At 65.1% G+C, this 13,488-nt stretch carries 14 protein-coding genes, 1 tRNA gene and 1 pseudogene; 12 read left to right on the forward strand and 4 right to left on the reverse strand.

The annotated features are described in order from the left end of the window. Window positions 1–167: 167 nt before the first annotated feature. The 7 genes from rpmI to ACTHJ1_RS00245 all read left to right on the forward strand — a co-directional run bounded on the left by rpmI (window position 168) and on the right by ACTHJ1_RS00245 (window position 5,256). On the forward strand, window positions 168–365 hold the full coding sequence (rpmI, locus tag ACTHJ1_RS00215; protein ID WP_019939775.1) for a 50S ribosomal protein L35: 198 nt from the start codon (window positions 168–170) through the stop codon (window positions 363–365). A gap of 12 nt (window positions 366–377) precedes the next feature. Then, the gene (gene rplT, locus ACTHJ1_RS00220) at window positions 378–737 is read left to right on the forward strand and encodes a 50S ribosomal protein L20 (protein ID WP_440186220.1); all 360 of its coding nucleotides are present in this window, start codon (window positions 378–380) and stop codon (window positions 735–737) included. A gap of 139 nt (window positions 738–876) precedes the next feature. After that, on the forward strand, window positions 877–1,905 hold the full coding sequence (gene pheS, locus ACTHJ1_RS00225; RefSeq protein ID WP_440186222.1) for a phenylalanine--tRNA ligase subunit alpha: 1,029 nt from the start codon (window positions 877–879) through the stop codon (window positions 1,903–1,905). A gap of 15 nt (window positions 1,906–1,920) precedes the next feature. Continuing rightward, a complete protein-coding gene (gene pheT, locus ACTHJ1_RS00230; RefSeq protein WP_440186224.1) occupies window positions 1,921–4,350 on the forward strand; it encodes a phenylalanine--tRNA ligase subunit beta in 2,430 nt (809 codons plus the stop codon). Window positions 4,351–4,386: 36 nt separating this feature from the next. Continuing rightward, the gene (locus ACTHJ1_RS00235) at window positions 4,387–4,722 is read left to right on the forward strand and encodes an integration host factor subunit alpha (protein ID WP_440186226.1); all 336 of its coding nucleotides are present in this window, start codon (window positions 4,387–4,389) and stop codon (window positions 4,720–4,722) included. An 8-nt stretch (window positions 4,723–4,730) separates the two neighbouring features. Then, window positions 4,731–5,129 carry a MerR family transcriptional regulator gene (locus ACTHJ1_RS00240; protein ID WP_440186228.1) on the forward strand — a complete coding sequence of 133 codons (399 nt, stop codon included), beginning with the start codon at window positions 4,731–4,733 and terminating at the stop codon, window positions 5,127–5,129. Between the two features lie 50 nt (window positions 5,130–5,179). Further along, window positions 5,180–5,256: transfer RNA gene (locus ACTHJ1_RS00245), tRNA-Pro, on the forward strand. A gap of 60 nt (window positions 5,257–5,316) precedes the next feature. Here ACTHJ1_RS00245 and ACTHJ1_RS00250 read toward each other — a convergent pair. Both ACTHJ1_RS00250 and ACTHJ1_RS00255 read right to left on the reverse strand, forming a co-directional pair. Further along, entirely contained in the window at window positions 5,317–5,808 is a 492-nt protein-coding gene (locus tag ACTHJ1_RS00250) for a VOC family protein (RefSeq protein WP_440186230.1), read from the reverse strand. Then, entirely contained in the window at window positions 5,808–7,100 is a 1,293-nt protein-coding gene (locus ACTHJ1_RS00255) for an NAD(P)/FAD-dependent oxidoreductase (protein ID WP_440186232.1), read from the reverse strand. The genes ACTHJ1_RS00250 and ACTHJ1_RS00255 overlap by 1 nt, the downstream gene beginning before the upstream one ends. Before the next feature lie 441 nt (window positions 7,101–7,541). On the opposite strand from ACTHJ1_RS00255, the gene ACTHJ1_RS00260 reads away from it, so the two are divergent. Continuing rightward, entirely contained in the window at window positions 7,542–8,315 is a 774-nt protein-coding gene (locus ACTHJ1_RS00260) for a DUF4118 domain-containing protein (protein WP_440186234.1), read from the forward strand. Further along, window positions 8,312–9,205, forward strand: coding sequence for an alpha/beta hydrolase (locus ACTHJ1_RS00265; RefSeq protein WP_440186236.1), 894 nt, complete (start codon window positions 8,312–8,314; stop codon window positions 9,203–9,205). The genes ACTHJ1_RS00260 and ACTHJ1_RS00265 overlap by 4 nt, the downstream gene beginning before the upstream one ends. A gap of 48 nt (window positions 9,206–9,253) precedes the next feature. Here the strand turns inward: ACTHJ1_RS00265 and ACTHJ1_RS00270 are convergent, their stop codons facing one another. Further along, a complete protein-coding gene (locus ACTHJ1_RS00270) occupies window positions 9,254–9,838 on the reverse strand; it encodes a cytochrome b (RefSeq protein WP_440186238.1) in 585 nt (194 codons plus the stop codon). A gap of 258 nt (window positions 9,839–10,096) precedes the next feature. On the opposite strand from ACTHJ1_RS00270, the gene ACTHJ1_RS00275 reads away from it, so the two are divergent. From ACTHJ1_RS00275 to ACTHJ1_RS00285, 3 genes are all read left to right on the forward strand, one after another. Continuing rightward, window positions 10,097–11,500, forward strand: a complete 1,404-nt coding sequence (locus tag ACTHJ1_RS00275) for an MFS transporter (RefSeq protein ID WP_440186240.1) — start codon at window positions 10,097–10,099, stop codon at window positions 11,498–11,500. Between the two features lie 196 nt (window positions 11,501–11,696). Then, entirely contained in the window at window positions 11,697–11,909 is a 213-nt protein-coding gene (locus ACTHJ1_RS00280; protein WP_440186242.1) for a hypothetical protein, read from the forward strand. 3 nt (window positions 11,910–11,912) lie between these two features. Further along, window positions 11,913–13,001, forward strand: a complete 1,089-nt coding sequence (locus tag ACTHJ1_RS00285; RefSeq protein ID WP_440186244.1) for an AGE family epimerase/isomerase — start codon at window positions 11,913–11,915, stop codon at window positions 12,999–13,001. Window positions 13,002–13,014: 13 nt separating this feature from the next. Here ACTHJ1_RS00285 and ACTHJ1_RS00290 read toward each other — a convergent pair. Then, window positions 13,015–13,488, reverse strand: a pseudogene (locus ACTHJ1_RS00290) (penicillin-binding protein); the annotation flags it as partial.

The raw sequence follows: 13,488 nt of genomic DNA on the forward strand, positions 1-13,488 counted from the left end.
CGGATTTGCGCCGGGAAATTCGATGTGGCTCAGGTAGGTGGGCGGGCGATCTGAAAAGAACCCGGCTGCCGCAAGTCTCGGGCGCAAGCCCGGGCACCCGACCACAATATTCACCGACCCCACGGTCGCCGATGCGGCCCGAAGGGTAGTTCAACTGGAAAAGCATCATGCCCAAGATGAAAACCAAGAAAAGCGCTTCCAAGCGCTTTCAGGTTCGCGGCAGCGGATCGATCAAGCGCGGTCAGGCGTTCAAGCGCCACATCCTGACCAAGAAGACCACCAAGAACAAGCGCCAGCTGCGTGGCTCGGCCGCCGTTCACGAAACCAACGTCGCGTCCGTGCGCGCGATGATGCCTTACGCTTGATAGGAGACCACCATGCCTCGCGTTAAACGTGGTGTTACCGCCCGTGCCCGTCACAAAAAAGTCATCAACGCCGCCAAGGGCTATCGTGGCCGCCGCGGCAATGTATTCCGGATCGCCAAGCAGGCGGTCATGCGTGCCGGCCAATACGCCTACCGCGACCGCCGCAACAAGAAGCGCACCTTCCGCGCCCTGTGGATCACCCGTATCAACGCCGCCGTGCGTGAAAACGGCATGAGCTACAGCGTGTTCATCGCCGGCCTGAAAAAGGCTGCGATCGAACTGGACCGCAAGGTGCTGGCCGACCTGGCCGTGCGCGACAAGGCCGGCTTTGCCGCCATCGTGCAGCAGGCCAAGGCCGCTCTGGGCGCCTAAGCCGCCCAGGCATGCAGCAAACCGGTGCGCCTGATCGCGCGCCGCGCCTCAGATGGGGCTGGGGTCGATCTCCAGCCCCATTTGTTTTTCCAGGTCTTCCGAGGCCTTGCCCACCGATCCGACAAGTTTTGCGACGCTTATGAGTACATCGCTGGACGACCTGGTTGCCCAGGCTGAACAAAGTTTCGCGCAGGCTGCAGACAACGCCGCGCTGGAAAACGCCAAGGCGCGCTTTCTGGGTAAAGAGGGCGCCCTGACGGTGCTGCTCAAGGGCCTGGGTGCGCTGTCCGCCGAAGAGAAGCGCGATACCGGCGCCCGCATCAACCTGGCCAAGCAGAAGATCGAAGGGCTCCTGAACGCCCGCCGCGCCGGCCTGGCTCAGGCCGAGCTCGATGCGCGCCTGGCGTCCGAGACCATCGACGTCACGCTGCCCGGCCGCGGCAGGCTGCCGGGGGGCATCCATCCGGTGATCCGCACCTGGGAACGGGTCGAGCAGATCTTCCGCTCCATCGGTTTCGACGTGGCCAGCGGCCCCGAGATCGAGAACGACTGGACCAACTTCACCGCCCTGAACAGCCCGCCGGACCATCCCGCGCGCTCGATGCAGGACACCTTCTACGTCGACATGAACGGCAGCGACGGCCAGCCGCTGCTGCTGCGCACGCACACCAGCCCCATGCAGGTGCGCTACGCCCGCATGCACAAGGACAACCCGCCGATCAAGGTCATCGCTCCGGGCCGCACCTACCGGGTCGACAGCGACGCCACGCACTCGCCCATGTTCCACCAGGTCGAAGGCCTGTGGATAGCCGAGGACATCTCGTTCGCCGACCTCAAGGGCGTGTACACCGATTTCCTGCGCTGCTTCTTCGAGAGCGACGACATGGTGGTGCGCTTTCGACCGTCCTTCTTCCCCTTCACGGAACCCTCGGCCGAGATCGACATGATGTTCACGTCCGGCCCCAACAAGGGCCGCTGGCTGGAGATCTCGGGTTCGGGCCAGGTGCATCCGCAGGTGGTGCGCAACTTCGGGCTCGATCCCGAGCGCTACATCGGCTTTGCCTTCGGCTCGGGCCTGGAGCGCCTGACCATGCTGCGCTATGGCGTCAATGACTTGCGCCAGTTCTACGAAGGCGACCTGCGCTTCCTGCGCCAGTTCAACGAATAAAGAGAAAGAGCTGATATGCAATTTCCCGAATCCTGGTTGCGTTCGCTGGTCGATCCCGAGCTGTCCACCGACGAACTCGCGCACGCGCTCACCATGGCCGGCCTCGAGGTCGACGACCTGCAGCCCGCCGTGCCGCCGTTCTCCGGCGTGGTGGTGGCGCGCATCGAAGACATCGCCCCGCACCCGGACGCCGACAAGCTGCGCGTGTGCAAGGTCAACGACGGCTCGGGCGAGCTGCTGCAGATCGTCTGCGGCGCGCCCAATGCGGCGGCCGGCATCACCGTGCCGCTGGCGCGTATCGGCGCCCGGCTTCCCGGCGACATGAAGATCGGCAAGGCCAAGATGCGCGGCGTCGAGTCCTTCGGCATGCTGTGCTCGGCCCGCGAACTGGGCATGTCGCAGGACCATAGCGGCCTGATGATCCTGCCCGAGTCGCTGGTTCCAGGCGCCGATATCCGCCAGGCACTCGACCTGGAAGACATGGTCTTCACGCTCAAGCTCACGCCCAACCGTGCCGACTGCCTGTCGATTCTGGGCGTGGCGCGCGAAGTGGTCGCGCTCACCGGCGCGCCGATGCATCTGCCTGAGATGGCGCCCGTGGCCGTCACCATCGACGACCGCCTGCCCGTGAAAGTGAGTGCGCCCGACCTGTGCGGCCGCTTCGCCGGACGCGTGATCCGCGGCGTCAACGCCCGCGCCGCATCGCCCGACTGGATGAAGACGCGCCTGGAGCGGGCCGGCATGCGTTCGATTTCGGCGCTAGTGGACATCTCCAATTACGTCATGCTGGAGCTGGGCCGTCCCACCCACGTGTTCGACCTGGACAAGGTGCCGGGCGAACTCGAAGTGCGCTGGGGCCGTGCCGGCGAAAACCTGGAACTGCTCAACGGCCAGACCATCGCGCTGGACGAGACGGTGGGCGTGATCACCGCGGCTGGCCAAGTCGAGAGCCTGGCCGGCATCATGGGCGGCGAAGGCACCTCGGTCACGCTGGACACGCAGAATATTTTCGTCGAAGCGGCCTTCTGGTGGGCCGAGGCCATCGCCGGCCGGCCGCGCCGCTTCAAGTTCAGTTCCGAAGCCAGCCACCGCTACGAGCGCGGCGTGGACTACGCCACTATTCCCGAACACCTGGAACGCATCACCGCACTGATCCTGCAGATCTGCGGCGGCCAGGCCGGCCCGTTGCAGGACCAGGTGCTCGCGCTGCCCGAGCGCAAGCCCGTGCGCATGCGCCTGACGCGCTGCCGGCGCGTGCTGGGCGTGCCGGTCGCGGGCGAGGAGGTCGCCGACATCTTCACGCGCCTGAGCCTGCCGTTCACGCGCGAGGGTGACGACTTCATCGTCACGCCGCCTTCCTACCGCTTCGACATCAACATCGAAGAAGACCTCATCGAAGAAGTGGCCCGCATCCACGGTTTCGAGAGCATTCCCGACGTGCCGCCCATGGCCCGCGCCAAGATGCGCGCCGAGCCCGAGAACCATCGCGGCCCGCATGCGCTGCGCCGCCTGGTCGCCGCGCGCGACTACCAGGAAGTCGTCAACTACAGTTTCGTCGAAGCCGACTGGGAACGCGATTACGCCGGCAACGAAGAGCCCGTGCGCCTGCTCAACCCCATCGCCAGCCATATGTCGGTGATGCGTTCGAGCCTGATCGCAGGTCTGGTCGCCAATATCCGCCACAACGCCAACCGCAAGCAGACGCGCGTGCGCGTGTTCGAGCTAGGCGGCGTGTTCCTGCGCGACGCGGCGGTTGCCGATGGTCCCTTGTCGGTGGCCGGCGTGAACCAGCCCATGCGCCTGGCCGGCGCCGCCTGGGGCCCGGCCGTGGCCGAGCAGTGGGGCGAGGCCTCCCGTCAGGTCGACTTCTTCGACGTGAAGATGGACGTCGAAGCGCTGTTCGGCGTGCGCGCGAGCGCGTTGCGCTTTACCGCAGCCAAGCATCCCGCGCTGCATCCGGGCCGCAGCGCCCGCATCGAGCTCGACGGCCAGGCCGTCGGCTGGATCGGCGAGCTGCATCCGCGCTGGGCACAGCAGGCCGAACTGGCGCACGCGCCGGTAGTGTTCGAGCTGGACGTTGCCGCCTTGCAGGCGGGCGTCATGCCCGCGGTGGGCGAGATTTCGCGCCAGCCCGTGGTGCTGCGCGACCTGGCGCTGTGGGTCAAGGCCGACACTCCCGCCCAGGCGCTGCTGGATACCGTGGCCCGCGCCGTCAAGGCCGACGCCAAGCTGTCGGTGGTGCGCGACGCGCGCCTGTTCGACGTGTGGCGCGAGAAGCCGCAGGGCGGCCAAGGAGGGGCGCAAATCCCGACCGAGAAAAGCCTTGCCTTCCGCTTCTGGCTGCAAGACACTGAGGTCACGCTGGACGAAGCGCGCGTCTCCGAATGCATGGCACACTTGCTGGATGCCCTGTCGGCTGCGCACGGCGCGCGGCTGCGGGACTGATCCGACGCACGCATCGACAAGAACAGAGGGGATCAAATGCTCGCCGAACCGCGCACTCTCACCAAGGCCGAACTGGCCGAACTGCTCTTCGAGCGGGTCGGCCTGAACAAGCGCGAAGCCAAGGACATCGTCGATACTTTCTTCGAGGAAATCCGCGAGGCGCTGGCCCGCGGCGATTCGGTCAAGCTCTCGGGCTTCGGCAACTTCCAGGTGCGCGACAAGCCGCCGCGCCCGGGACGCAACCCCAAGACGGGCGAGACCATCCCCATCGCGGCGCGGCGCGTGGTCACATTTCACGCCAGTCAGAAACTCAAGAGCGTGGTCGAGCAGGCCCCCGCCGAAGGCGAACCCGGTCTTGACGAAGAGGCATAATCCCTTCCATGACCCGTCCTGAAAATACCGACGTCGCGCTGCCGCCCATCCCTGCCAAACGCTATTTCACGATCGGCGAAGTCAGCGACCTATGCGGCGTCAAGCCGCACGTGCTGCGCTATTGGGAGCAGGAATTCACCCAGCTCAAGCCGGTCAAGCGCCGCGGCAATCGACGCTATTACCAGCACCACGAAGTGCTGCTCATCCGCCGCATTCGTTCGCTGCTGTACGAGCAGGGCTTCACCATCAGCGGCGCGCGCAATCGGCTGGGCGATACGCGCGGCGATACCGTGGTCAACGATCCGGATGCCGCCGTGCGCCTGAGTTCGGGCGAGCTGCAGGCGCTGCGTACAGAGTTGACGCAGATCGCCGAACTGCTGAGCGATGCGACCAAAGCCGATGCGTGAGCCGCGTGGTTTGAGCACAGCCCGCAAATTATGATATAGTCTCGTTCTTTCGGGGCGTAGCGCAGCCTGGTAGCGCACTTGCATGGGGTGCAAGGGGTCGCGAGTTCGAATCCCGCCGTCCCGACCAGCAGTATCGAGGGAGTTAGTGATGGTAGTCACTAACTCCCTTATTTTATTTGCGTGACCTCTACGTGATTCTTGCGTGCCGCTCAGCGGCAGGCCGGGTGCCGGGCACGAGAAAGCAGGGCTCCTGATCGGCCGGCATCTGCGCCAGTTCGTCGGCGGTAAGGCGCGCATAAACCTCGATCAGATAGCCGCTGGGATCACGCAGCCATAGTTCGTGCAACGGCGTGCCGCGCCAGGTCGTGCGCGGCGGCTTGACGATCGGCGCCCCCATGGACAGCGCTGCATGATAGGCGGCGATCACTTGCGACTTGTCGGCCACGCCCAGCCCCAGATGATAGAGGCTGTAGGTATCGAGCGGCTGCTGGCCGTCATTGACCAGCAGCACCAGGTTCAGATGCAGATGCGGAATCAGGAACGTGCTGTAGCGCGCCGTCGTGTCTTTGGGCGGGGCCGTGAAAAACGCCGTGTAGAAAGCCGTGCTCGCGGCCAGATCGGTCACCCTGAGGCTGACGTGGAACTCCTGCGCTTGCGGGAAAGAAGCAGCGGCGTTCATCAGAAAACGCTTTCGACCGCGAACTGCGCCAGGTTCAGGCCAAAGCCCGGAACCTTGCCGTGGGTCAGGAAGAACAAGTCGCGGTAGCTCATCTTCAGCCGGTATGGAACGCGCCCCATCTTCAGCACATCGTCCTGGCCGCCGAACCAGCTGTTGGAGCGCACATAGACCGCCTTGCCCTCGCCCATATCGCCGATGCAGAAGGTGACCGGCTGCAGCGGGTGATTGGCCTCCTGGGCATCCATGCGGCCCAGGTCGAGCGCGATCTGCCTGCCGATGATTTCGGCTTCCTGGTGGCCGATGCCGCCGATCTTCGGCACGGTGACCGCGGCGCAGTCGCCGGCGGCAAAAATTTCCGGATGCTCGGGATTGCGCATCAGCAGATTGGTCTTGATGAAACCCATGCTGTCGCAGATGGCCAGCTCACGCAGGCAGTCGTGGGCTACCCAGTCGGGCAGGATCAGCTTGATCTCCGCCTCCAGCGTTTCGCCGCCGACAAATTCGACGCCCTCGGCGGTTAGCCGGGCAATATCGGGCATGTTGTGGCGGTAGTGGATTCCCATGCCCGTGGCCATCTGCAGGAACGCCTGGACATTCTTCACGCCGGCGTCTGCCGCGATGATTTCGTCGGGGGTGAATACGGTGATTTTCTCCGGCGTTCCCTGGCCCGAGCGGGTGAGCCAGTTCGCCATCGCCGTCGTCATCTCCAGGATCGGGCCCTCGCATGCCGCTTTCAGATAGGGGATGCTGCCGCCGGGGTAGGGCTGCAGGCCCTCGGCGCCGTCTCCCTGGTGAAAGTGCGCCGCGCCGATCACGATCGGTCCCCCCTTGTAGCCGCCCTCGAAAAGGTACCGGCGCAGCCGCTCGCCATGAAGCAGATCCGAGACGGTATGCCCGTGCTCGGCGAACCCGGGCAGGCGGTCATAGGCCAGATGCGCGCCCAGGGCGATCACGAGGTAGTCGTAGCGCAACGACTCGCAGGCTTCGCCCGGACGCTCGGACGGCAGAAAGAGAACTTTTCTGCCGTCGATATCCACGTGTTCCACCACGGCCTGGATGAAGTGGATGTCATCGTTCGCCAACGCCGGCCGCAGTTGCATGCGCTGGTGCAGGGAAGGATCGCGATTCTCGATCACGTCGGTAGGGATATTGGGCACGAACAGCAGATAGTCCTTGCGGTCGATCAGCGTGATCTCCACGCCGTCGCCCGCGTACTCGCGAATTTTCTGCGCGCTGGCAAGCCCGGCGAAATTGCCGCCGAGCACGACCACATGCGGCTTGGCGCGGATCATGAGCGCTGCTCCTCATCCTGGCGCCGAGGGTTCGGGTTAACCGTCATGCCTTTCTCCATGCAGGCAAACAATGACGCAACCTGGATGGATCAGGCTTTGCGCGGCTCTCAGGCCGGGGGCGTGCACGCCGGCCGGCCATTGCGGGAGGATGTTTGAGTCGGACAAAGGGGCTGCCTCTTCACGCAGGAGCCGCGCGAGCGGCGGGATCGAGGACCGGCCGAACATGGCCGGACAGGCATGGCGGACATGCCGCGCTTGCCGCGTACCGCAAGCGTGCGCCGAACATCGCGGGCGTGTGTTGACCTAAGTCAACGGTGTTCCACGCGGCGCGGCCCGCCTCCTGGGTTTGGATCCGCGCCGCGCAGGTTGCTGCGTTAATCGGCTATATTTTGTCGGCCGAAGCTGAGGCAAACTAATAAGAAAAACGCACCTATCCAAGCCATGCAAGTACGTAACGCAAGACGATGGGCGCAGCGCGGCCCGCGGGTCTGGCTGGCCGCCGCCGCCATTCTGTCGGGGGCGGTCCTGATCCGGCTGCTGCTGCATCCCGTGCTTGGATCTGTCATGCCGGCCGGCGTCTTCTACATTGCGGCCGCCCTGATCGAGTACTACTACGGCCTGGCGCCTGCGCTGGTGGCGATGTTGCTGGGCCTGGGGCTGGCCGATTATCTGTTTGTGCCGCCGTATTTCCAGGTCTTTACCATTACGCAGCGCGACATCGAGCTGGCCGTGAGCTATCCGCTCATCACGTCGGTCGTCATCGTGCTCATAGAGCGCCTGCGTCGCGCCGAGTTTCGCGCCAAGCTGTTTGCCCTGGTGGCGCAGTCGCGCTATGAAATGGTGCTGCGCGACGATAATGAGCGCGCGATTGCGCGCCGCGCCGTCGACGAGACGCACCGGCTGGTGCTGCATCTGGCGCAGTACAACAGGGACTTGGTGCTCATTCAGGCGCTGGAACGCGCCGGCGGCGGCGAGCGCGCGGCGTTACCGGGAATCCGCCTGCCGGTTCCCAACGAGATTGCCCCGGGGCCGCGTTTCGCAGAGCTGGACTCGGACGACCTGCGGCGTTTGCGCGGCGGCGCCTTGATGCCGGGGCGCCTGTGGGTGCGTTTGCGTCGCGGCGAGGACGCTCACGCGCGCGTCGAGTGCGTGTGCGAACGCTTCGTCACCCACGCGGGCGATTTTCTGGTGCTGCGCGTCCAGGAGCAGGCATGAACACCGTGCCCGCCCTATTTCATCAAGAAGGGGGACCGCATGCGGTCCTGCTGCTGCACGGGCTCTCCAGCTCGCCGCTGGAGATGCGCTATCTGGCCAAGTTTCTGCGCGCCCAGGGCTTTAGCGTCAGTGTGCCGGTGCTGAACGGCTACAGCGCAGGAACCCCCGAGCGCCCCATGCATGACTGGGTCGACGCCGCCGTGCTCGAATACGATAGGTTGGCGCAGAGTCATGCACATGTGTCGGTCTGCGGCCTGTCGATCGGTGCCGCCTTGGCCTTGGCGCTGGCTCATCGCCGCCCGAACCTGCGCGCACTGGTGCTGTTGTCCCTGACGCTGTCTTATGACGGCTGGGCGGTTCCGTGGTATCGCTTCCTGCTGCACTTGGCGTACTACACGCCCTTGCGACGTGCGTGGCGTTATCGCGAGTCTGAGCCTTACGGCCTGCGCAACGAGGCCCTGCGCGCCAAAGTCAGGCGCGCGATGGAGCGCGGGGAACTGAGCGAAGCGGGGCCTGCCACGCTCTCGCTGACGGCGCTGCGCGAAGCGCGGCGCCTGGCCGACAGCGTGCGCGCGCACCTGACGAGCATCAAGAACGATTGCCTCATCGTCCATGCCATCGACGACGAGACTTCTCATCCGCGCAATGCCCAGTATGTTGCCGGTCGTCTGGGCTCCGGGTTTCTGCGCACCATATGGCTCGATGATTCTTATCACATCATCACCTCGGATAACGAACGCGAGGTGGTGGCGCAGAGCACGGCGTCATTTTTGCGGGCAAGCGAGGCAATCGGCCGCGGCGACGATCCGGCCGGGCTGGTGGTGTCCAAGGCTTTGGCCCGCCGGCTGCGTCATCTGTCCAGCCTGGTCGGCGCGAGCCGCCAGGCGTGACCCTCGCACCTGCGCCGGCCGTGCGCGCTTGCGTCGATCGCTCGCCGATTATTTGGTCGCGCCTTCTTGCGCATAACGCCCCACGCGTCTCGCGGGCGAGGCAAGGTTCGGCAGCATGCGCTGCAGGACGCCGTCGCGCAGCATGTAGTGATGGAACAGCGCGGCGCACGCATGGCCCATGGCGATCACAATGATCGACCAGGCGGCGAAATCGTGCAGGTCGCCGATGATCTCGTGCGCGATATGCGGCATCGGGCCGAAGGGCGAAGCGATGACCAGGCCGAAAAAGCTGAGCGGACTATGGCCGGACCAGCGCAGCAGGACGCCGAACACGACGACCGCCACCAGCAGCGCGTACAGCACATGATGCGCCGCCTTGGCGGCCCGGTCGGGCAGGCTCGATCCGTGTTCGAGTCGACGGCCCGCCGTCGCACGCCATAGCAGTCGCGCCAGGAGCACCGCGGCCAGCACGATGCCGAACGAGGTGTGCGCGACGATGATGACCTGACGCTCGGACCTGGGGAAAAAATCCCAGATCATCGCAAGCGCGAACTGAAACAGCACAAGCCCTGCGGTGAGCCAGTGCAGGACGATGGTCATGCGGTCGTAGGAAGATTCTTCGTGGGTTTTCATGGGGCTCCCTCATGTCGTTGCCGAATCGGCATAGCGTGCGTTTTTTCCGGAAATTTTCCAGCGCCGCATCCGGTTCGAATTTGCTTGTCCGCGATTCTGCACGGCCTGGATTAAGAGAGCGTTAAGTTCGATTTTTTATTCCACGCGCTTGTCAATCAATGCGAACCCCTAGAGCCATCCCCTGGTTTTATTCAGTATTCGGTCAGCATGTGTGCGGCAAGCTGCGAAGTTAACTACATCACAATACGAGGAGACTACATGTCCACGGATAAATCGGCCGAAATCGCGGCTCGGCTTGATCGTCTACCGTCTTCGCGCACGGTCTGGACGATGGTGCTGCTGCTTTCGCTGGGCGGCGTTTTCGAGTTCTACGATCTCTTTTTCACTGCCTATGTCGCGCCGGGCATGGTGGGGGCTGGCCTGTTCAAGCCCGAATCGCTGGGCTTTTTCTCGGCCCTGGGGCCGATCAAGGTGGCGGGCTTCGGCACCTTCGTCTTCGCGACCTTCGCCGGCCTCTGGGTGGGTGCGCTCTTTGCCGGCCAGCTGGCCGACATCATGGGCCGCCGGGTCATCTTCACCTGGTCCATGATCTGGTACATGGTCTGCACCGCCGTCATGGCGTTCCAGACCACCGGGCTCGAGCTGAACGTCTGGCGCTTCATCGCCGGCATCGGCCTGGGCGTCGAACTGGTGACCATCGACACGTACATCTCCGAGCTGATCCCCAGCCGCGAGCGCGGCCGTGCCTATGCGGTCAACCAATGCATCACCTTCAGCATCGTGCCGGTCATCGCGTTCATGGCCTATGCCATGAAAGATACCCAGCCCTTCGGCCTGGCTTACTGGCGCGTGATCATCCTGATCGGCTCGGTCGGCGCGATCGCGGTGTGGTTCATGCGTCGCCATATCCCCGAGAGCCCGCGCTGGCTGTCGACCCACGGCCGCGTCGAGGAAGCGGAGCAGGTCGTCGCCGAGATCGAGCGCCGGGTCGAAGCGGAGAAGGGCATCAAGCTGTCGCCGCCCGACCTGTCCGCCGTGCAATCCGAGAAGGCCGAGCGCGGTACGCTGGGTGAGGTGCTGCGCGCGCCTTACCTCAAGCGCACGATCATCCTGTCCATCTTCAACATGGCCCAGGTGATCGGCTTCTACGGTTTCGCGGCATGGGTGCCTACGCTGCTGATCGACCGCGGCGTGCATGTCACCCAAGGCCTGGCCTACGCCTTCATCATCGCCATCGCCAACCCGTTCGGACCCCTGCTCGGCGTGCTGTTCGCCGACAAGTTCGAGCGCAAAACGCAGATCGTCGGCGGCCTGTTGGTGATGGCGATCGTCATCGTCCTCTTCTCCATGGCCTCGGCACCGCCGTTGCTCGTCGTGCTGGGCGTGCTCTTCACGCTGGCATCGAACATCATGTCCTATGCCTACCACGGCTATCAGGCCGAGGTGTATCCCACCCGCATCCGCGCGCGCGCGGTGGGCTTTGTCTACTCCTGGAGCCGAATCTCCGCCGCATTCGCGGGGCTGGTCATCGGCATCCTGCTGCATCACTACGGCGTGCCGGGCGTTGCGGCCTTCATCGGCGTTTCGATGATGGTGGGCATTGTCATGATCTTGCTGGGCCCTGCGACGCGAGGCCGTTCGCTCGAGTCCATCAGCCGCTGATACGGGCCGACCGGCCCCGAAAACCTCCCGCGTTGCAGCGGGAGGTTTTTTTTCGGGCTACGCAGTCGCGCCTGCGGATCTGCGAGTTTGCGCATGCGGGTATGATTCAAGGTCCTGGCCCGGCTGAAGCATCGGCGAGCGGTTGCCTGCAGCCGCGGCACTTCGCCGAGTCGTTTTTCATCTTCAAGGGGCCGTCATGAGCATTCCTCGCATCCAGCAAGGCGAGCTGGCTTATTGGCTGGGCGTGCTCGCCGCGCCGAACGAAGCCGGCGGATCCGTGCCCGATCACATCGTCGAGGCCTTGCGGGTTCTGCGCTGCGTCGAAGACGCCGAAGACGGCAGTCTGCGCGTCACCGACAAGGGTTTGCTGGCTTTGCGCATGGCCGATCCGGCCGCCATCCATCATTAATCCATGACACCGTCTGTCTGGGCCGATACCGCGGCCGATCTGCACCGCCACTTCGATACCGTCGTCGCTCCCCTGTGGCTGGGGGCCGGTTTCGACGCGCGCATGGGTTTGCCGCACGAGGCGCTGGATCAATCGGGCGCGCCGTTGCCCGACGTGCGCTACCGGGCCATGGCCTGCGCACGCCAACTGTTTGTCTATGCGCAATCGGCGGGCAACGCGGCGCAAGCCCATGCCGCGCGCCTGTTCGATGCATTGCCGCGGTATTTCCACGACCGGGAGCGCGATGCCTGGCTATTCAGCGTGGACGCGCAGGGGCGGGCGCTGGACCCTACGCAGGATCTCTACACCCACGCCTTTCTGGTGCTGGCCTGCGCGACGTATTTCGAGCGCAGCCGCGACGAGCGGGCGCTGCGGCACATGCTGGCGACGGCGCGTCTTGTCGAGGATCGCTTTGGCGACGGCGACGGCCTGTATTACGCGGCGCTCTCGGCGGACGGGCAACCCGTCAGAGGCCCCGAGCAGAATCCCATCATGCACCTGACCGAGGCCTATCAGGCCGCAGCCGGCGTGGCCGAGCCCGCGTGGTTCGAGCAGGCGCTGCGCCGCATCGCCGACGGCATCGCGCGCCGCTTTCTCGACCCGGATGCGCAATGCATCGCCGAACTGCCCTTGGGCGCGGCGGACAACCGCATCGAGCCCGGCCATCAGTTCGAATGGTATTCCCTGCTGCAGAACGCGCCGCGCGTGTACGAAGGGCTGGCCCTGCCGGCAGCCGTGACGCGTGGTTGTCTATGGGCCCGCGCGCGAGGCGTGGCGCCCGACACGGCGGGCGTCTGCGCCGCGCTGGATCTGCGCGGCGGCATGCGCGAAGCTACCGAGCGCATCTGGGCGCAGACCGAATACGCGCGCTATCTGGCGCTGGCCGGAGAGCACGAGGCCTTGGCGCGGCAACTGGCGCGGTTCAAAGAGCGCTTCCTGCATGCGCAGGGCTGGCGCGAAGTCATCGCAGCAGACGGCGCCCTGATGCGCGCCGACATGCCGTCGACCACGCCCTATCACCTGATGACGGCCTACGCCGCCTTGCGCGCCTGAGCCGATTCCCGCGTCAATGCGGGACCGGCGGAGTTTCGATGCGGTTGGCGCTCGGGCCCTTGCTGATATTCGACCACATCTTGTTGAGGAAGCCGCCGAGCACGTCGCTGTCGTTGGTGACGGGCGTTCCGTCGGGGTTCGTGGCCTGATTGACGCCCAGGTCCAGCGAGGCCACGTTCTGGCCCGGCGGATATTCGGAGAAGTAGTAGTCGCCGTCGGCCTGGATCAGGCCTTGCGGCATGGGCGGCGGGGGCGTTTGCGGCACGTTCGCCAGCATGGGCTGCATATACGCCAGCCAGGTCGAGAGAGCCGTGCCGCTGCCGAACTCGTACGCGCCCAGCGGACCCGGCTGGTCAAAGCCCATCCAGACCGTGGTTTCCAGCGAGGGCACGAACCCCGAGAACCAGAGTTCTTTCGTTCCGTTTGTGGTGCCGCTCTTCCCGGCCACGTCGTTGCGCTTGAGCACGCCGTGCGCCCCAGCGCCGGT

The organism is Bordetella sp. (genome assembly GCF_051960075.1).
Classification (GTDB): Bacteria; Pseudomonadota; Gammaproteobacteria; order Burkholderiales; family Burkholderiaceae_B; genus Bordetella.